A 17,781-nucleotide genomic window follows, 5' to 3' on the forward strand; every position below is an offset into this window, starting at 1 on the left:
CGACCCATCTCATCACCGAATTGTACGAGTTGGAGGGACTGCACGAGCGCCTCAGGAAGGCAGAGCTGTCGGTGCGGCGGCTGAACCGCTCGGCTCGCGCACCGCATTCGGCTTCATCAACTCGTCCTCGCCGCTCCGCTGTCCTTCGTCCCGGGTCGAGGCACCGTCATCGGACGTAGGACTATTCAGGCAGACGTTTGGCGGCGGCAGCGTCCCTTCGACGCCGCGCATTTCGAGCCGACGCGGCACCCGGACTTGATCGCTCCATCGAGCGCATGACGCTTCACAACACCACGACCTTGGTGCCGACATTGACGCGGCCATAGAGGTCGATGACGTCCTCGTTGCGCATGCGGATGCAGCCGGAGGAGACGTTGGTGCCGATGGTCCAGGGCTCGTTGGAGCCGTGGATGCGATAGAGCGTCGATCCCAGGTACATCGCACGGGCACCGAGCGGATTTTCCGGGCCGCCTTCCATGTGCCTGGGCAGATCGGGCCGGCGCGCGAGCATTTCCGCCGGCGGCGTCCAGTCCGGCCATTCGCGCTTGGCGGTGATCGATTTCACGCCGGACCAGGTGAAGCCGGGACGACCGACGCCGATGCCGTAGCGCAATGCCCGGCCGTTGCCCTCGACGAGATAGAGGAACTTGTTCGGCGTATCGACTACGATCGTGCCGGGACTTTCCTTGCCGCTATAGTCAACGAGTTGTTTCTCGAATTTCGGATCGAACGGACGCTGCCGCGGATCGACCGCCTCCTGCTGCGGAGACGCGCCCTGCTGATATCCGCCTTGTTGATACCCACCTTGCATCTGCGGCTCGCCCATCGGGGGCAGGCGCCGCTGGTCGTAATAGCCCGGCTGCTGCTGATACACCGGCCGCTCCGGCGCCGTAGGCCGGGCCGCGGCCGGGGCCATCGCCGAACAGGAATTCGATGAAGCCGCCGCCCATGTTGGAATGGGACGCCACGCGCACCGGCGCCGGCGGCACGCGCGGCTGGTACAGCACCGCGGGCGGATCGTTCGGCACGCTGTTGTCGAAGGCGCCTGCGTCGTTCGCGCCGGCCATGAAGGTGCAAGCGCTGCCGAGCAGCGCGACAGACATTTTCTTGAACATCGACGTACTCTGTACTGTTTCGTCTAGATCACATGCGTCGTGGAGAGCCGGTGGCTGATCCGCGCTCTTCGACGTGGTCAATAAAAAGCAAAAGCCGTTTTGTTTGGTAAACGGACAGCGCGTTTGGATTCACCACGTCGCGAGTGCGCCTGCAATTTGGCGATCAGCGTTTATTTTCGATGAACGCCGCGCGGTGATGGTTAATCGCTTCTTTGCGCCGCGTCGCGCGCGGCCGATCAGCAGTTCCTGCTGTGAACTTCGTGTTAAATCGCTTCTGTCTACAAAGACGCGTGAGTGAGGTGGGGGGAGTATCCTGATGGCTGTTCACCGCAAGCGTTTTCGCGTCGAAGATATCGTCGGTGGCGAGATGCCCATTGTAGACGTAACTGAAGAGGCACTCCCGATGCATAGCGAGATCATGGCCGAGCTTCGCGCGATCCGCGCCCAGATGGCAAAGGGCATCGTCGCGGCCCCGCTGTCCGGCAGCGCTGCCATGGCGGCGATCGACGCCTCGACCGCGCACGAGCTTGCCGAAGCGCGCACCATGCTCGAGACCTACCGGGCGCAGATCGAGCAGTGCGAGAAGCTGAAGGTCGAGCTCGACCTCATCCACGACGCCATCGACCGCACCAAGCGCGAGATCGCGACGCTGCACGGCAAGAGCTTCGACGGCGGCGAGATGGCCAAGGTCAACGGCGAGCTCGGCGCCGTGGTCGGCGGCACCGAGCAGGCGACCCAGCAGATCCTCGAAGCCGCGGAATCGATCGACCAGGCCGCCAGCGCGATGTCCAAGGTGGACTCGATCGATCAGCAGAAGCGCCTTGCCGACGACATTCAGGAACGCGTCATCTCGATCTTCGAAGCCTGCAACTTCCAGGACCTGACCGGCCAGCGCATCAGCAAGGTCATGGGCACGATGAAGTTCATCGAGCAGCACATCAACGCGATGATGGAGATCTGGGGCGGCGTCGACGCGATCAAGTCCCATGTGCCGGCGCAGGTCGACAATCGCAGCGAGGAGGAGAAGCTCCTCAACGGCCCCAAGCTCGCCGGCGACGTCGGCCACGCCTCGCAGGACGACATCGACGCGCTGTTCGACTGAGCGGGGGCGATATAGGAATAACAAAACGCCGGCCTTGGGCCGGCGTTTTTTGTTTAGGACCCCTCCGCTGTCATCGTCCGGCTTGACCGGACGATCCAGTATTCCAGAGGCATCAGTGATTGAGCCGGGAAGCCGCGGCATACTGGATGCCCCGCCTTGGCGGGGCATGACGAAGGAGAGATATTACGCCCTGGGCGCGCAGCGGACGTAGACCATGTTGCCGTAGCGGGTGCCGGCGTCCTTGTCGATGAAGCGGGTGATCATGACGCGACCGTCGAAGGAGACGATTTCGCGGTCCTGGTCGCCGGGGGTCGGGCCGGCCGGCCCGATGTAGTTCTTGCCGCTCGGCGAGCCCTTCAGCCGCAGCTCCTGCGGCGTCGCCTGGTCGGCGAGATGCATGATCACGCCACCGGAGGAACCGGCGGTGATCACGTAGGGGTTTCTGCATTGCTCGCGCGCCATCTTCTCGGTGCGGGCGCGATCGGCCGGGTTCTGGAACGAGGCGAGGCCCCAGCGGCCGACGATCTCGTCGGCGCGGATGCTGGCGGGCATTTCCGGAGCGACGCCAGGTTCGGCTTCGGGCGGCGGCGGGGACGACGTGAGGGACGGCAGGTTGAAGCCGCCGCCGCAGGCGCCCAGCAGCAGCGCCAGACAAGAGACGACCGCCAGATTGGCAACCGTGCGCGCGTGAGCCGAACTGATCATGGCATTCCCCCGAACAAGACCATGGCCGCACCCCTCCCGCAGCCAAGCGCAAAACCGCTGCCGGAGCAATGACGTCGTTCTCTACGGCGACGCCCCGAGCGAGTTTCCAATGCCACCATCCTATATCCGCCTCAACAATCGCTTAACCACCTTTGCTTGACAGGATCGCGGCCAAGCCATATTTCCGGACCCACTATTAGCACTCGGAAAGCCCGATTGCTAAGCGCGCCGTTCGATCCTCGACGCGAGGGCGGACGGAAGCGCCGCCCCACCGACCCCACTACTTCCGAAGCGAGCCTCCAAAGGGAAACGTCATGGCTAAATCCAAATTTCGTCCGCTGCATGACCGTGTCGTGGTCAAACGTATCGACGCCGAGGAAAAGACCAAGGGCGGCATCATCATTCCGGACACGGCCAAGGAAAAGCCGTCCCAAGGCGAGGTCGTCGCCGTCGGCCCCGGCGGCCGCGACGAGACCGGCAAGCTGATCCCGATCGACCTCAAGGTCGGCGACCGCGTGCTGTTCGGCAAGTGGTCGGGCACCGAGGTCAAGATCGACAACGAAGAGCTCCTGATCATGAAGGAGTCGGACATCATGGGCGTGCTGGCCTAAGGCCGTCCGCCTGAACAGCCGCTGAATGTCATGCCCGGATCCAGGCGATCCGGGCATCCATCGTTCCGCCGCACGGCACAAGACAACACACATCACATAACACGAGGGATTGCAGACCATGGCTGCCAAAGACGTCAAGTTTTCCGGAGACGCGCGCGATCGCATGCTGCGCGGCGTCGACGTTCTCGCCAACGCCGTCAAGGTGACGCTCGGCCCCAAGGGCCGCAACGTCGTCATCGAGAAGAGCTTCGGCGCCCCCCGCATCACCAAGGACGGCGTCACGGTCGCCAAGGAGATCGAGCTCGAGGACAAGTTCGAGAACATGGGCGCCCAGATGGTGCGTGAGGTCGCCTCCAAGACCAACGACCTCGCCGGCGACGGCACCACCACCGCGACCGTGCTGGCCCAGGCCATCGTGCGCGAAGGCGCCAAGGCAGTCGCCGCCGGCATGAACCCGATGGACCTCAAGCGCGGCATCGACACCGCGGTTGCCGCCGTCATCAAGGACATCGAGAAGCGCGCCAAGCCGGTCGCCGCCTCCTCCGAGGTCGCCCAGGTCGGCACCATCTCGGCCAACGGCGATGCCGCCATCGGCAAGATGATCGCCCAGGCGATGCAGAAGGTCGGCAACGAGGGCGTCATCACCGTCGAGGAGAACAAGTCGCTCGAGACCGAGGTTGATATCGTCGAGGGCATGAAGTTCGACCGCGGTTATCTCAGCCCCTACTTCGTCACCAACGCCGAGAAGATGACCGCCGAGCTCGAGGACGCCTACATCCTCCTGCACGAGAAGAAGCTCTCGGGCCTGCAGGCCATGCTGCCGGTGCTGGAGGCCGTGGTGCAGTCGGGCAAGCCGCTCGTCATCATCGCCGAGGACGTCGAGGGCGAGGCGCTGGCTACCCTGGTCGTCAACCGGCTCCGTGGCGGCCTGAAGGTGGCCGCGGTGAAGGCGCCGGGCTTCGGTGACCGCCGCAAGGCCATGCTGGAGGACATCGCGATCCTGACCGGCGGCCAGCTGATCTCCGAGGAGCTCGGCATCAAGCTCGAGAACGTCACGGTGAAGATGCTCGGCCGCGCCAAGAAGGTGGTGATCGACAAGGAGAACACCACGATCGTCAACGGCGCCGGCAAGAAGCCTGACATCGAGGCCCGCGTCGGCCAGATCAAGGCCCAGATCGAGGAGACCACCTCGGACTACGACCGCGAGAAGCTGCAGGAGCGCCTCGCCAAGCTCGCCGGCGGCGTCGCGGTGATCCGCGTCGGCGGCGCCACCGAGATCGAGGTCAAGGAGAAGAAGGACCGGGTCGAGGATGCGCTCAACGCCACCCGCGCCGCGGTTCAGGAAGGTATCGTCCCCGGCGGCGGCGTCGCGCTGCTCCGCGCCAAGAAGGCGGTCGGCCGTCTCACCAACGCCAATGACGACGTCCAGGCCGGCATCAACATCGTGCTGAAGGCGCTGGAAGCCCCGATTCGCCAGATCTCCGAGAACGCCGGCGTGGAAGGCTCGATCGTGGTCGGCAAGATCCTGGAGAACAAGTCCGAGACCTTCGGCTTCGACGCCCAGAACGAGGACTATGTCGACATGGTCGAGAAGGGCATCATCGATCCCGCCAAGGTGGTGCGCACCGCGCTGCAGGACGCCTCCTCCGTGGCCGGCCTCCTGGTGACCACCGAGGCCATGGTCGCCGAGATGCCGAAGAAGGAAGCTCCGCCCGCCATGCCCCCCGGCGGCGGCATGGGCGGCTTCTAAGCCTTCCGTTCCGTGACAGAGTTGCGAAGGCCGCCTCCGGGCGGCCTTCTTTTTTGCCGACCCTGCCCGTTTCGCTTTCCGATTCAACCAGCGGCCAAAACCCACTACGGTGGCGCGCCGATTCTGATTGTTTGGGCATGATCCTCAGACCGCTTCACGCTTTCCGGATCATGGCCGTTGCGCGAGGATGTCATCGATGCGTGCGCTTCTGGTTTGCTCCACGGCCGTTCTGGCCCTGCTCGCCGTTCCGCCGCAGGCCTCCGCCCAGATGAAGCTGTCGCCGAAGGCGACCGCGCCGGGCGGAGCCGAGACGCGCTATTTCACCGCGATGGACGGGCTGATGGACGGCAATGCCGACGTGATCCTGAAGGAGACGCGCCAGGGCAAGACGCTGACCGCGGCGGTGCTCGACGTCTGCTACCCCATCGCGAAAAACTCCGACCGCAAGGACCGCTTCGTCGTCAACCTCCAGGTCGCCGGCCAGACGCTGACCGGAACGACGCAGAGCATCAGTGAGAAGTCGCCGGTCAGCGTCAAGCTGACGCGCAAGCAGTCCGGCGACATGTTTGAATTCCGCGGCCAGATCGCGATCGGCCAGGCGGTGACCGAAGTGACCTCGCCGGACAATTCCGATCTCAGCGAAAAGGAATTCCTGGACAGTCAGAGCTCCGACGACGGCATCACGGCGCAGCCAAAGGATTTCACCGACGTCTCGCCGGAAGCGATCGCGGTCAAGGTCAAGCTCGACGCCGCGACCGAGTTCCTGAAGAGCCTGAAGGGCCAGGAGGTCGAGGTGACGCTGGCGAGCCTCAATGTCGGCTGCGACGCGCTGCGCGCGGGCGAGCAGACCATCACCATGTCGGTCGATCCCGAGCGCGCCGGCGCGCTGCTGGCGAAATTCAAGGCGATGCCGGGCGTCACGGCCGCAGGCTGGACCGCAGGCATGACCGAGATGGACCGCACCATCCGCTTCCCTGCGGCCGACTGGCGCGAGGGCGACAAGATCAACAAGGGCAAGCTTGCAACGGCGGTGGCGAGCGTGCTGAGCAGGACGCTCGCCGCAAAGGCGGTCACGCAAAACTTCAACCCGGCCACCGGCAGGCTCAAGCTGGTGTTCAAGCGGCCGAACCAGGACTTCCCGGCACTCGAGCTCACCGACACGATCGAGGTCGCAGGCCTGGTCTCGCCCGACAAGCCGGGCACCACGGACAAGCTCATGCTCTGGATCGGCAGCCCGGCGACCACGACGGCCGACGAGGGCAGCGGGGCCAGGCTCAATCTGTCCGACGATGCGAGCCTCGACGAAGAAGGCGATCTGCCCGACGACAACGGCTCGATCGAGGCGCTCGTCAAGGAGCTGAAGGGCCAGCGCTGGGACGCCGACAAGTCGGTGTGGAAGTAGGCTGAGACAGCCACCGCTGTCATCGCCCGGCTTGACCGGGCGATCCAGTATTCCGAGACAGCAGCGATGGAATCGATAGGTGCGGCGTACTGGATTCCTCGCCTTCGCGGGGAATGACAGAGACCTAATTCCCCGTCGTCCTGAAGCGCAGCGGCTTCGGGCCGATTAGCGTCAGCACGTCGCCCTGGCGCTTCCAGGTCTCGACGCTGCCGAGGGCTGCGACGAGCTCGTCGTCGGCCTGCGCTCTCGCCGGCGGACAGTTGCGGTTCTCGATCTGGCCGGGCACGAAGATCACGGTGTTGCCGGCGACCGAGAACTGGCCCTTGCCGCCCTTGCACCAGAGCTCCAGCACGACCTCGCCATTGTCGCCGATCTCGATGTTGGGAATCCGCTTCGAGCCTGCCTGCGGCAACGCCTCCAGCGTCATCTCGGTGCCGAACGGAAACCCCTCCTGGGCACGCGCGAGTGTGGACATCGCGAACATTGCAACCGCCGCACACACCAATCGCTGGAACGAAACCATGAGACCTCTCGACCGACCTGACTTGCCGCACCTTCTATGAGACGGCGGGGGCGTTGAGAAGGTTCGCGCATGGTCGATCCGGGCGCACCGGCATGGCGAAGCCCGGGGCGCCTCGAACGCCGAACGAGAAAGCGAGCCGCGCCGCAAAATTCGCGCATGCGGCGGTTCCCGGCCGCTCACAAGGTCGCGAAATCCCGGAGCACCCTGCCCCGCACCGGCGGGCACCATGCTAGGGTTGCTGGCTGCGACAATCCAACGCAAATTGCAGAACTTGCGACTTTCGTCTAAGCGCGCCCATTTCCGCCATCGCCTCAGCTATTTGGCTCTGGGCATCGTGCACATCCCCTGAGGAGATCCAGCTCTGTGAACAACATCCGCGCCACGCTCGCGATCGTCTGGCGAATCGCCATCCCTTATTTCCGGTCAGAGGACAAATGGGCCGGCCGCGGCCTGCTCGCCGCGGTGATCGTGATCGAACTGCTGCTGGTCGCCATCGATGTGCTCGTGAACCAATGGTACAGCCGCTTCTACAACTATCTCCAGGAGCGCGACTGGAACGGCTTCGTCTGGGAGCTGGGCGTCTTCACACTGCTCGCGAGCGCCAGCGTCGCGCTTTCCGTCTACCAGCTCTATCTCAATCAGTGGCTCCAGATTCGCTGGCGGCAATGGCTGACGCGTCACTATCTGGCCGAATGGCTGAATAGCGCGACCCACTATCGGATGCAGCTCAAGGGCGATGCGGCCGACAACCCGGACCAGCGCATCACCGACGACGTCCGGAGTTTCGTCGAGCAGACTCTCAATATCGGCATCGGACTGCTCTCCTCGATCGTCACGCTGCTCTCGTTCGTGGTTATTCTGTGGGGGCTGTCGAACGCGGCACCGCTGCATATCTCCGGCATCGACTTTCCCATCCCCGGCTATTTGGTATGGGCGGCGCTCGTCTACGCGATCTTCGGCACACTGCTCACGCACTGGATCGGTTCGCCTCTGGTCAATCTCAATTTCGAGCAGCAGCGCTACGAGGCCGACTTCCGCTTCAACCTCGTCCGCGTGCGCGAGAACTCCGAACAGATTGCGCTGCTCAAGGGCGAAGGCGCCGAACGCGAACGACTGCTGCTCCGCTACGGCTATGTCGTCGGCAATTGGTACGCGATCATGAGCCGGACCAAGCGTCTGACTGCCTTCACGGCGAGCTATTCCCAAGCCGCCGTGATCTTCCCCTTCATCCTCACTGCGCCTGCCTATTTCGCCGGTAAGATTCAACTTGGGGGGATGGTGCAGACCGGGTCCGCGTTCGGCAGCGTGCAGAAGGCCCTGTCCTTCTTCGTGACCGCCTACCGATCCCTGGCCGAATGGCGTGCGGTGGTTGCCCGCCTCGATGGCTTCGAAATGTCGGTCGCCTCGGCGGTCAATCTGCCGGCACATGAGCCTGCCATCGCGCTGGAGGTCGCCGGCCGCCATATCGACCTCGAGCAGCTCTGCGTGAACCTGCCCAACGGCACGCCGCTGGTCGCCGCCAAGGCCTTCACCATTCAGGCCTCGGAGCGCGTGCTGGTGACCGGACCGTCCGGCTCCGGCAAGTCCACGCTGTTCCGGGCCATCGCCGGCATCTGGCCGTTCGGCACCGGCACGGTTGTGGTCCCGGAAAAGGCAAAGCTGATGATGTTGCCGCAGCGGCCCTATTTCTCGGTCGGTGTGTTACGCGATGCCGTGGTCTATCCGGCAGCGCCGGGCGCGTTCGACGCCGCGCAGGTCCGCGAGGCCCTGATCGCGGTCGGGCTGCCCGATCTCGCCGAGCGGCTGGACGAGGACGGCCATTGGAACAGGATGCTCTCGCTCGGCGAGCAGCAGCGTCTCGGGCTTGCGCGGGCGCTGCTGCATGCGCCGGACTATCTGTTCCTGGACGAAGCCACCGCCTCGCTCGACGAGCCGTCGGAAGCCCGGCTCTACCGGCTGCTGACGGAGAGACTGCCGCAGGCCACCATCGTCTCGATCGGCCACCGCTCGACGCTCGATGCCTTCCACACCCGCAAGGTGGCGCTGGTGAAGGACGGTGCGATCCACGTCGTCGGCGGCGAGCGGAGTGCGGCGGAGCCGAGCGCCGCACGCTGAGGCGAGCGCTGTGTGGCCGCTGGTCATCAAGTTCGAGTCGGGTCAAGCCCGGCCATGACGGCGTGGAGAAAAGCAAAAGGGCGGCAGGTTGCCCTGCCGCCCTCGCGAAGTCGTTTCGGGAGGAAGCTTACTTCAGATTGCTCATCGCCGTCAGGTCGAACGAGAGCTTGGCCACGCCGGCCGCGCTGCACCAGTTGGAGCCGAAGCCGCCCGGGTTGATGGGGGTGAAGCTTCCGGTGAACTTCGCGGTGTGATCGCTGGTCAAGGCGTTGCAGTCGCCCTTGTTCAGGTCGGTGTCGTGATAGCGCAGATCGAGCGTGAACACCTTGTAGGTGAAGCCAACGCCGACGTTCCAGGTGTTATAGCTCGGCTCCTTGATGCCGTTCGCATAAACCGGATCGCCCGCGATGCCGTAGAAGATGTCGGAAGTGCCGAACCACTGCCGGCCGAACTCACCCGACACATACATGCCGACGCCGCTGGCACCGAAGATCGTGCTCGGGGCGGTCCACTTGGCGGTGATCGAGGCGTAATTGCCCCAGGCGCCGAGGTTCAGGAAGTTCGGCGAGTAATACTCGTTGAAGCCGACCGTCCACTGATCGTTGATGACGACGTTCAGCTTGGCATACGCTTCGAAGAAGCTGGCGTCCTTCTTGGCGAAGTTGCCGTTGATGGGAAGGCCGATCGCGCCCTGCGAGTAGTCGATGTCGCCGCCACAATTGCCCTGAGCCAAGGTGCCCTGCGAGCCGAAGCATTGTCCGCCCGGATAGAGGTAGCCCCAGAGACCGAAGTCGAAGGCGAACATGCCGAAGGTCGGGCGGATACCGCCGTAGAAGTCGACTTCCGCCGCAGCGCGGTTCGGGAAGGAGATGCTCGAGGCGGACGTACCGACGTAGAGCTGCAAGTCCTTGGTGACGTTGTAGCGAGGCTCGAAATAGGCCGTGACGGCCGGCTTATGGTTCGACTGGGTGATGCCGCGGAAGACGTAATCGCTCATGATGCCGCCGCCGAAGGCGATATCCCAAGGATCGAACGCCGGGGGCGGCGGGGCCTTCAATGCCTTCACGCGCAGATCTGCCGCGAACGCCGAACCCGTCGTCACCATTGCCAGCGCCGTTGCCAACAAAGCCACTTTTTTCATTTCGGTCCCCATCTACCCGTTCTTACTTAGCAGTCGCCCCCGGAAGCCCCCCGGGGCATGCGGCCTACCTGCAAAATTGCGTCACTGCGGCAATTTGGATCGATGGACAGGAACCGTGAAGCAAAAAGCGCGAGCATCTGCCGACTTTTTAGGCGTTTTGACGAATTCACGAAAGGTTGTCAGGCTGTGTGGCATCTCGATCACATTATTTGCATTCCAGGGTGCAGTGCAGACCCGTGTAAACCCGGGGATCGCCAGGCGGCGTGACACCTTCGCTACGAATCAGGCTGGGCCCCGTACGGCGGCCGATGGGGCCGCTCGCCGCGATGCAAAAAGGCCGCAGCACCGGGGTGCCGCGGCCTTCTCGTTACAATCCCAAGTAACAGTCCCGAGTGACAGTCCGAAGGCGATGAGAGACCGCCTTCCTACCCCTGCCCCTCGGCCGGCGCCGCTTCCGCAGAAGACGAAGGCATCGCCCAGCTTGTCTCGGCGGGCGCGGGAGTCTCCGCCGGTGCCGACGGCTTCGGAGCAGGCGCTGCCTTCGCCTTCTTCGGTGCCGCCTTCTTCGCGGCCTTCTTCGGAGCAGCCTTCTTGGCCGCCGACTTCTTTGCGGTCGTCTTGGCAGCCTTCTTCGAGGCGGCCTTCTTGGCAGATTTCTTGGTGGCCTTCTTGGCCGCCTTCTTCTTCGTCGCCTTCTTCGCGGATTTCTTCGCCGCTACGGCCTTCTTGGCCTTTTTGGCCTTCTTGCTTTTCTTCTTCTTCGCTTTCGCCATCGTGGTCCTCCTGTTGCCGCCGAACAATGCTTGATCGGGCGTCTTCAGTCGTCACCTCGGGAGGACAGTTCGGGCTCCTGAAAGCTCAAACCTGCGCGTTCAGTGCCGGCCGCGCCCCGCCCGTCGCCCAATCGAGAAGCTCAATCGTGTGTACGACCGGAACTGACGTGCCACTGGCAATCTGCACCATGCAGCCGATATTGCCCGCGGCAATCATGTCCGGCTTGACGCTCGCGATGTTGGCGACCTTGCGATCACGCAACCGACCCGCAAGCTCGGGCTGGAGAATGTTGTAGGTCCCCGCCGAACCGCAACACAAATGGCTCTCGGGCACATCTTTCACCACGAATCCATTCTTGGAAAGCAATTCTTTCGGAAGCCCTGTGATTTTCTGTCCATGCTGCAACGAACACGCGGAGTGATAGGCGACGACGATGTCGTCCGCTCGCGCCGCCGTCGCAAGCTCGAGGCCGGCGACGTATTCGGTGATGTCCTTGGCGAGCGCCGAGATCCTCGCAGCATCGGCCGCGAACGCTGTGTCCTCGCGCAGGAGATAGCCGTAATCCTTGATCACCGTGCCGCAGCCGGAGGTCGTCACCAGGATCGCATCGAGCCCCTCGCCGGCTATTTCCTTACCCCACGCCGCGACGTTGGCGCGAGCCCGCGCCAGCGCATCCTCGTCGTTGCCGAGGTGGTGGGTCAGCGCGCCACAGCACTGCTCGTCCCTGACAAGGACGACCTCGATGCCGTGGCGGGTCAGAAGATTGATGGCGGCCTGGTTGATGCGGGGCGCCAGCACCTGCTGGGCGCAGCCCTGGAGCAGCGCCACACGCCCGCGCTTCTTGCCCAGCGCCGCGAACACGCTGCCGGCGGCGGGCCCTGCCGGCGGCAGCCGGTCCGGCGCCAGCGCCAGCATCGCCTTGATGCGCTGGATCAAGCCCGGCGTCGCCGCAGGCCGGGGTGTCGGCAGCAAGACGCCGAGCGGACGGGCGAGCCGCGCCAGCCACATACTTACGCGAAAGCGCTGCGGGTCCGGCAGGACGAAGGCCAGGACCTGGCGCAACAGCCGCTCGGTCAGCGGCCGCCGATAGCGCTGCTCGATCCGCACCCGGGCCTGGTCGACCAGGTGCATGTAGTTCACGCCCGAGGGGCAGGTCGTCATGCAGGCAAGGCACGACAGGCAACGGTCGATATGCTTGACCACCTCGGCGGTCGGCGCCTGGTCCTTCTCCAGCATCTCCTTGATCAGATAGATGCGGCCGCGCGGGCTATCGAGCTCGTCGCCGAGCAGCACATAGGTCGGGCAGGTTGCGGTGCAGAAGCCGCAATGGACGCAGGCGCGCAGGATCTTGTCGGCTTCCGCGATATCGGGGTCGGCGAGCTGCGCGAGTGAGAATTCGGTCTTCATCAGCCAGCGCTCCGCGTGAGCCGCCCCCGGTTGAGAATGATCTTCGGATCGAAGCTGGCGCGCACCCGCTCGCTCAGCGCGGCAATCCCCGGCGCCTGCGGATGGAACACGTCGACCTCCCGCCTGACATCATCAGTCGCCCGGATCAGCGTGGCATGCCCGCCGGCCGCGTTCGCGCGCGCACGCACTGCTGGGGCATGCGCGTCCGGCTTCGGCGGGAGCGCCGCCCAGATCAGGCCGCCTCCCCCAATCGTAGATCACATCGCCGCCCGTCTCGCGTGCCAGCTGCGTGCCCAGCGCCGCGCCCGAGGCCGGCGGGCAGACGATCCGCCAGACCGGCCAGGCGCCGAGCGCGCCGCTCGCCGCGAACGGCAGCACGTCGCGGATCGCGCTCCACAGGGCCGCGGATGCCACGTCCTCGATCAGCGTCGCGGTTCCAAACGGCGCCAGCAATTGGCGCAGCGAGCCGGCGCGGTGCGCAGCGGACGCGGTGATGCCCTCGAGCCGCAGCACGGTCAGCGCCTCGGCCTCGCCCTCGCCCTGGCCCGCAATGTCGCTCAGCCCCTCGGCGCCGGTCCGGAACGCGGATTTCGGCAGATGCGCGGCGGCGGAGACGTCGAACGGCGAGCCCAGCGCCGCGGTCATGGCCTTGTTGGCCGTGGCATCATCTAACCCGCGCAGCAACAGCGTCCGCTCGGCCTCGGGCTTGGGCATCACCTTGAGCGTGACCTCGGTCATCACCGACAGCGTGCCCCAGGACCCCGCCAGCAGCTTGCAGAGGTCATAGCCGGTGACGTTCTTCACCACCTTGCCGCCGGTCTTGAAGCTGTCGCCGAAGCCCGAGACGGCATGCGCGCCGAGCAGGTGGTCGCGCGCTCCGCCCGCCCGGATCCGCCGGGGTCCGGCGAGCCCGGCCGCGATCATGCCGCCGATGGTGCCTGTTGCAGGCGTGCCGAGCAGCGGGGCGGTGTTTACAGGCTCGAAGGCGAATTGCTGGTTCTTGGCGTCGATCAGCGCCAGCACGTCGGCCAGCGGCGCGCCGGCCTGGAGCGTGATGATGAGCTCGTTCGGCTCGTAGGCGGTGACGGCATTGAGGGCGGAGACGTCGAGCACGGCGTTGGTCGCCATCGCGTGGCCGATGCCGCGCTTGCCGCCATGGCCGATGATCTCGAGCGGCTGCTCGCTCGCGATCGCCGCGCGCACGACCTCTTCGACGTCTTTGGCGTCTCTGACCTTGAGCGTATCCACGGGAAAAGGCGGTAGCGAAATTCGCGCAGGAAATCAATTCGACCCGCGTCGGAACGCTGGGCCGTTCGGCGACATTCGCACTACGATGTTCATCGAACCATTGTTGCCCAGAGCTGCGCTATCGAATGGAGAATTCTCAGGGAGCTCCATCATGATCGAACAGGCAATGAATCAACAGACCGGCCACCCGGCCATCGGCGGCGGACTTCTCGTCGTGGCGCAATGGGAAGCAAAGGCCGAAGAGGTCGACCGCGTTGCTGAAATCCTGCGCGGCTTCCTCCCTCAGGCGCAGCGCGAGCCAGGCGTCAAGCTGTTCCTGATCTCGCGCGCCAAGGACAATCCGGCCCAGTTCCTGTTCTACGAGTTGTTCCGCGACGAAGCCGCCTTTAGGGCGCACCAGGAGAGCGCGCATTTCAAGAGCTACATCGCGGAACAGGCGCTGCCGCTGCTGGCCAGGCGCGAACGCGCGCAATACGCCTTGCTGTGAATGATCTGCTTCCTTCTTGCGAGCCAGGGCTATCGCCTATGACTCGCAGCGGCGGGCTGCGTGCAAGCTGGGGCTGGATCAAGCCCCGGCCTTGCACGTGATCCCGCCGTCGACAACGAGCTCGATGCCCGTCACGTATTTCGACTCGTCCGAGGCCAGGAACAGCGCGGCGTTGGCGACGTCCCATGCATCGCCCATATGACCCATCGGCACCTGGGCGTCGCGCGCGCGCCACATCGCCTCGACATCGCCCTTGGCGTAGCTGGCGGCGAGGCCGGCGGAGTGCTCGACCATCGGCGTCTTCATCAGGCCGGGCAGGATCGCGTTGACCCGGACATGATGGCGCGCGAACTCGATCGCTGTGGTGCGCGTCATCTGGTTCATCGCCGCTTTCGAGGTGCCGTAGGTGACGTAGGAGATGCCCATGTGGCGGATCGAGGCGATCGAGGAGATGTTGATGATCGAGCCGCCGCCCTGCTTCACCATGATCGGGATCACGTGCTTCATGGCGAGATAGGCGCTCTTGAGGTTGACGCTGAAGACGCGGTCCCAGCTGTCTTCGCTCACCTCGACAACACTGCCCATCTCGGCGATGCCGACATTGTTGTCGAGCACGTCGATGCGGCCATAGGCCTGCAGGCACGCCGCGACCATCGCCTCGATCTCGGCAGGCCGCGACACGTCGGCCGTGAATGCCGTCGCCTTGCCGCCTTCTTCGGTGATGATCCTGGCGGTCTCCTCGGCCGCGGCACCGTTGCGATCGACGCAGAACACCTGCGCGCCCTCGCGCGCAAAGGTCACCGCGGTCGCCTTGCCGTTGCCCCAGCCTGGACCGATCGAGCCGGCCCCCACCACCATCGCAACCTTGCCCTTGAGCCGATCCATCGCGTGTCTCCTTATTTCTCTTGTTGTTCGCAGATGCTCATCTTGGTCACGTTAGCACCAATGGAATGCCCGACAATCTCCGACAATGTCCGGCACCTCCCGTCATGGCACAGTCGCCATTCTCCGGCCGCGCCGGAATTGCCGAGCACTAATTCCGGCATCGGCCCACGCTGCGGCCGCCATTGAAACCAACCGTCGACCAGCCGCGCTTCGGCCGGCGGCTCCATGCCGGGGCCGGTGCCCTTGACGCGGGCTTGCACCAGCTCAAGGCCGGCGGGTGTGAGGTGCCAGTCTTCCTGCCATTCGACCTTCGCGATCGAATGCGTCCAGACAAGCGTGAACGCGGACAGCGCCAGCGCCTTCACGCCGCCCGCTGTCGCAAGACAGAGACTCACACCGCCTCGACCGGCGCCGGCGGACGCTGCCGCCATTGCCAAAGCGCGAGCGCGGCGGCGAGCACGAAGCCCGCGCTGTCGCTGAAGGGGAATTCGCCGAGCAGGCAGAACGCGGCGCCGAGCGCGATCAGGCGCTCGATCAACGTCAGCCGCGTGAACAGGAAGCCCATCGCGGCCATGCCGAACAGGCCGATCGCCACCAGCGCCTTCAAGCTCGCCAGCGCCACCGCGCCGTAGAAGCCGAGCTTGGCCGCCATGGGATCGCCGGCCTGCAGCATCAAGGCCGGCGAATAGACGAAGATGAAGGGAATGACGTAGCCCGCGAGCGCGATGCGCATCGCCTCCCAGCCGATCTTGTCCGGATTCTCCTTGGCGATCGGCGCCGCCGCGAGCGCGGCGAGCGCCACCGGCGGCGAGAGGTCGGCCATGATGCCGTAATAGAATGCGAACATGTGGCTCGCGATCAAGGGCACGCCGAGCTTGGCCAGCGCGGGAGCCGCGAGGGCGGCGGTGATGATGTAGGTCGGGATGGTCGGGATGCCGGTGCCGAGCAGGATCGACAGCAGCATGGTCATGACCAGCGCCAGGAACAGGCTCTTCTCGCCGAGCCCGATCACCCAGCCGCCGAAGATGGTGCCGACGCCGGTCTGCGACATCATGCCGATGATGACGCCGACGATGGCGCAGGCCATGCCGACGGTGATGGCGGATTTCGCGCTCTCGGCCAGCGCATCGCGGCAGGCCCGCAACGCCGCGAAGCCGCCGCGCACGAACGCCGTGATCACGATCAGGCCGACCACGACGGTCGCGACCGGCACGATCTGGAGGCCGTCGCGCGACAATGCCGCGACGACGAGCGCGAGCCCGACCCAGAAGATGGTCTGGACCACGTTCGAGGAGGCGCCCGTCGTGATGGCGGTGCCGAGGATCAGCGTCACCGTCAGCGCGAGGCCCATGCTGCCGGCATAGAGCGGCGTGAAGCCCTCGAACAGCATGTAGACCAGCGCTGCGAGCGGCAGCACGAGGTACCAGCGCGTCACCAGCGCCTTCCAGGCGCTCGGGATCTCCGAACGCTTCATGCCGACGAGGCCGTGCTTGCCGGCTTCCAGATGCACCATCCAGAACGCGGAGGCGAAATAGAGGATCGCGGGGATCGCGGCCGCCTTGACGATCTCCGAATATTGCACGCCGAGCGTCTCGGCCATGATGAAGGCGACCGCGCCCATCACCGGCGGCATGATCTGGCCGCCCATCGAGGCCGTCGCCTCGACGCCGGCCGCGAAGGCGCGGCGGTAGCCGAACCTGATCATCAAGGGAATCGTGAACTGGCCGACGGTGACGACGTTGGCGACGCCCGAGCCGGAGATGGTGCCCATCATGCCCGAGGCGAACACCGCGACCTTGGCAGGACCGCCGCGGGTGCGGCCGAACAGGCCGAGCGAGACATCGGTGAACAGCTGGATCATGCCGGCGCGCTCCAGGAACGAGCCGAACAGGATGAACAGGAAGATGTAGGTCGCCGAGACGTAGACCGGTACGCCGTAAAAGCCTTCGGTGCCGAACGACAGATGCGTGACGATCTGGTCGAAATCATAGCCGCGATGGTTGAGCGGCGACGGCAGGTACTGCCCGAAGAACCAATAGAGGAGACAGGCGCCGCACATCAGCGGCAGCGCCGCGCCCATCAGCCGCCGCGTGCCCTCGAAGATCAGCACCGCGAGCAGGGTGCCTACGGCGAGATCGAGCCTGGTCGGATCGCCGTCGCGCGCGATCAGGTCGGCATAGAAGATCCATTGGTAGAGACCGCAGTAGAAGCCGGCGCCGCCGATCGCCCAGCCCAGCGCACGGCCGAAATTGCTCTTCGCGGTGAAGTTGGCGATCAGGCCGAAGGTCAGCAGCAGCAGGAAGCCGACATGGACGCCGCGCACCACCTGGCTCGGCAGATAGTTGAAGGCGGCGACATAGAGCTGGAAGATCGCGAACGCGATGCCGATCCAGTAGGCGAGCCGGCCCCACCAGCCCGGGCCGAAGCCTTCCGGAAAACCATGCTCGAAATTGTCGAACTCGACCTTGACCTTGTCGGGCGCGATCTCAGTCCCCTCTGCCTTTTCCAGCATCTCA

General features: G+C 65.0%; 15 protein-coding genes and 2 pseudogenes. 7 read left to right on the forward strand and 10 right to left on the reverse strand.

Features of this window, described 5'->3' with window-relative positions:
• Nucleotides 1-283: 283 nt before the first annotated feature.
• A pseudogene (locus tag ACVWYQ_RS19165) lies at nucleotides 284-950 on the reverse strand (L,D-transpeptidase).
• Between ACVWYQ_RS19165 and ACVWYQ_RS19170 the strand changes: the two are divergent.
• Both ACVWYQ_RS19170 and ACVWYQ_RS19175 read left to right on the forward strand, forming a co-directional pair.
• Nucleotides 934-1,173, forward strand: coding sequence for a hypothetical protein (locus ACVWYQ_RS19170; RefSeq protein ID WP_456727244.1), 240 nt, complete (start codon nucleotides 934-936; stop codon nucleotides 1,171-1,173). The pseudogene ACVWYQ_RS19165 and the gene ACVWYQ_RS19170 overlap by 17 nt on opposite strands.
• A 258-nt stretch (nucleotides 1,174-1,431) precedes the next feature.
• Nucleotides 1,432-2,217, forward strand: a complete 786-nt coding sequence (locus ACVWYQ_RS19175; RefSeq protein ID WP_109145353.1) for a protein phosphatase CheZ — start codon at nucleotides 1,432-1,434, stop codon at nucleotides 2,215-2,217.
• Nucleotides 2,218-2,400: 183 nt separating this feature from the next.
• On the opposite strand, the gene ACVWYQ_RS19180 is transcribed toward ACVWYQ_RS19175, so the two are convergent.
• Complete coding sequence (locus tag ACVWYQ_RS19180; RefSeq protein ID WP_404544090.1) at nucleotides 2,401-2,922, reverse strand: hypothetical protein; 522 nt, start codon at nucleotides 2,920-2,922, stop codon at nucleotides 2,401-2,403.
• Nucleotides 2,923-3,236: 314 nt separating this feature from the next.
• Here ACVWYQ_RS19180 and ACVWYQ_RS19185 point away from each other — a divergent pair, with 314 nt between their 5' ends.
• The 3 genes from ACVWYQ_RS19185 to ACVWYQ_RS19195 all read left to right on the forward strand — a co-directional run bounded on the left by ACVWYQ_RS19185 (nucleotide 3,237) and on the right by ACVWYQ_RS19195 (nucleotide 6,685).
• Entirely contained in the window at nucleotides 3,237-3,533 is a 297-nt protein-coding gene (locus ACVWYQ_RS19185; RefSeq protein WP_025033779.1) for a co-chaperone GroES, read from the forward strand.
• A 118-nt stretch (nucleotides 3,534-3,651) separates the two neighbouring features.
• Nucleotides 3,652-5,283, forward strand: a complete 1,632-nt coding sequence (gene groL, locus ACVWYQ_RS19190) for a chaperonin GroEL (protein ID WP_036014289.1) — start codon at nucleotides 3,652-3,654, stop codon at nucleotides 5,281-5,283.
• Nucleotides 5,284-5,479: 196 nt separating this feature from the next.
• Nucleotides 5,480-6,685: a hypothetical protein gene (locus ACVWYQ_RS19195; protein ID WP_456726264.1), complete on the forward strand. Its 1,206-nt coding sequence runs from the start codon at nucleotides 5,480-5,482 to the stop codon at nucleotides 6,683-6,685.
• Between the two features lie 124 nt (nucleotides 6,686-6,809).
• On the opposite strand, the gene ACVWYQ_RS19200 is transcribed toward ACVWYQ_RS19195, so the two are convergent.
• Entirely contained in the window at nucleotides 6,810-7,208 is a 399-nt protein-coding gene (locus ACVWYQ_RS19200; RefSeq protein WP_157283225.1) for an META domain-containing protein, read from the reverse strand.
• Nucleotides 7,209-7,571: 363 nt separating this feature from the next.
• Here ACVWYQ_RS19200 and ACVWYQ_RS19205 point away from each other — a divergent pair, with 363 nt between their 5' ends.
• A complete protein-coding gene (locus ACVWYQ_RS19205) occupies nucleotides 7,572-9,323 on the forward strand; it encodes an ABC transporter ATP-binding protein/permease (RefSeq protein ID WP_456726265.1) in 1,752 nt (583 codons plus the stop codon).
• 127 nt (nucleotides 9,324-9,450) lie between these two features.
• On the opposite strand, the gene ACVWYQ_RS19210 is transcribed toward ACVWYQ_RS19205, so the two are convergent.
• The 4 genes and pseudogenes from ACVWYQ_RS19210 to ACVWYQ_RS19225 form a co-directional block, all read right to left on the reverse strand.
• On the reverse strand, nucleotides 9,451-10,464 hold the full coding sequence (locus ACVWYQ_RS19210) for a TorF family putative porin (RefSeq protein WP_128264864.1): 1,014 nt from the start codon (nucleotides 10,462-10,464) through the stop codon (nucleotides 9,451-9,453).
• 425 nt (nucleotides 10,465-10,889) lie between these two features.
• On the reverse strand, nucleotides 10,890-11,237 hold the full coding sequence (locus ACVWYQ_RS19215; protein WP_128264865.1) for a histone: 348 nt from the start codon (nucleotides 11,235-11,237) through the stop codon (nucleotides 10,890-10,892).
• Between the two features lie 85 nt (nucleotides 11,238-11,322).
• Entirely contained in the window at nucleotides 11,323-12,645 is a 1,323-nt protein-coding gene (gene glcF / locus ACVWYQ_RS19220) for a glycolate oxidase subunit GlcF (RefSeq protein WP_271539162.1), read from the reverse strand.
• Nucleotides 12,645-13,893, reverse strand: a pseudogene (locus ACVWYQ_RS19225) (FAD-binding protein). Before ACVWYQ_RS19225 ends, glcF begins: the two are co-directional and overlap by 1 nt.
• Nucleotides 13,894-14,044: 151 nt before the next feature.
• Between ACVWYQ_RS19225 and ACVWYQ_RS19230 the strand changes: the two are divergent.
• Complete coding sequence (locus ACVWYQ_RS19230; RefSeq protein WP_157283228.1) at nucleotides 14,045-14,380, forward strand: putative quinol monooxygenase; 336 nt, start codon at nucleotides 14,045-14,047, stop codon at nucleotides 14,378-14,380.
• Between the two features lie 78 nt (nucleotides 14,381-14,458).
• Here ACVWYQ_RS19230 and ACVWYQ_RS19235 read toward each other — a convergent pair whose 3' ends face one another.
• The 3 genes from ACVWYQ_RS19235 to ACVWYQ_RS19245 are packed head-to-tail and all read right to left on the reverse strand — an operon-like array spanning nucleotide 14,459 to nucleotide 17,777.
• Entirely contained in the window at nucleotides 14,459-15,265 is an 807-nt protein-coding gene (locus ACVWYQ_RS19235) for an SDR family NAD(P)-dependent oxidoreductase (RefSeq protein WP_271539168.1), read from the reverse strand.
• A gap of 11 nt (nucleotides 15,266-15,276) precedes the next feature.
• Complete coding sequence (locus tag ACVWYQ_RS19240; protein ID WP_404544106.1) at nucleotides 15,277-15,696, reverse strand: DUF1850 domain-containing protein; 420 nt, start codon at nucleotides 15,694-15,696, stop codon at nucleotides 15,277-15,279.
• Nucleotides 15,657-17,777 carry a TRAP transporter permease gene (locus ACVWYQ_RS19245; protein WP_456726266.1) on the reverse strand — a complete coding sequence of 707 codons (2,121 nt, stop codon included), beginning with the start codon at nucleotides 17,775-17,777 and terminating at the stop codon, nucleotides 15,657-15,659. The genes ACVWYQ_RS19240 and ACVWYQ_RS19245 overlap by 40 nt, the downstream gene beginning before the upstream one ends.
• Between the last annotated feature and the right edge of the window lie 4 nt (nucleotides 17,778-17,781).

It is taken from the genome of Bradyrhizobium sp. USDA 3397 (genome assembly GCF_054060965.1).

What these genes read in the sequence shown, in the direction of transcription:
- ACVWYQ_RS19215 (WP_128264865.1), bottom strand. Translation starts at nt 11,237, where the DNA reads ATGGCGAAAGCGAAGAAGAAGAAAAGCAAGAAGGCCAAAAAGGCCAAG.
- ACVWYQ_RS19170 (WP_456727244.1), top strand. Translation starts at nt 934, where the DNA reads ATGAAGCCGCCGCCCATGTTGGAATGGGACGCCACGCGCACCGGCGCC.
- ACVWYQ_RS19230 (WP_157283228.1), top strand. Translation starts at nt 14,045, where the DNA reads ATGATCGAACAGGCAATGAATCAACAGACCGGCCACCCGGCCATCGGC.
- ACVWYQ_RS19200 (WP_157283225.1), bottom strand. Translation starts at nt 7,208, where the DNA reads ATGGTTTCGTTCCAGCGATTGGTGTGTGCGGCGGTTGCAATGTTCGCG.
- ACVWYQ_RS19185 (WP_025033779.1), top strand. Translation starts at nt 3,237, where the DNA reads ATGGCTAAATCCAAATTTCGTCCGCTGCATGACCGTGTCGTGGTCAAA.
- glcF (WP_271539162.1), bottom strand. Translation starts at nt 12,645, where the DNA reads ATGAAGACCGAATTCTCACTCGCGCAGCTCGCCGACCCCGATATCGCG.
- ACVWYQ_RS19235 (WP_271539168.1), bottom strand. Translation starts at nt 15,265, where the DNA reads ATGGATCGGCTCAAGGGCAAGGTTGCGATGGTGGTGGGGGCCGGCTCG.
- groL (WP_036014289.1), top strand. Translation starts at nt 3,652, where the DNA reads ATGGCTGCCAAAGACGTCAAGTTTTCCGGAGACGCGCGCGATCGCATG.
- ACVWYQ_RS19245 (WP_456726266.1), bottom strand. Translation starts at nt 17,777, where the DNA reads ATGCTGGAAAAGGCAGAGGGGACTGAGATCGCGCCCGACAAGGTCAAG.
- ACVWYQ_RS19180 (WP_404544090.1), bottom strand. Translation starts at nt 2,922, where the DNA reads ATGATCAGTTCGGCTCACGCGCGCACGGTTGCCAATCTGGCGGTCGTC.
- ACVWYQ_RS19195 (WP_456726264.1), top strand. Translation starts at nt 5,480, where the DNA reads ATGCGTGCGCTTCTGGTTTGCTCCACGGCCGTTCTGGCCCTGCTCGCC.
- ACVWYQ_RS19210 (WP_128264864.1), bottom strand. Translation starts at nt 10,464, where the DNA reads ATGAAAAAAGTGGCTTTGTTGGCAACGGCGCTGGCAATGGTGACGACG.
- ACVWYQ_RS19175 (WP_109145353.1), top strand. Translation starts at nt 1,432, where the DNA reads ATGGCTGTTCACCGCAAGCGTTTTCGCGTCGAAGATATCGTCGGTGGC.
- ACVWYQ_RS19240 (WP_404544106.1), bottom strand. Translation starts at nt 15,696, where the DNA reads ATGGCGGCAGCGTCCGCCGGCGCCGGTCGAGGCGGTGTGAGTCTCTGT.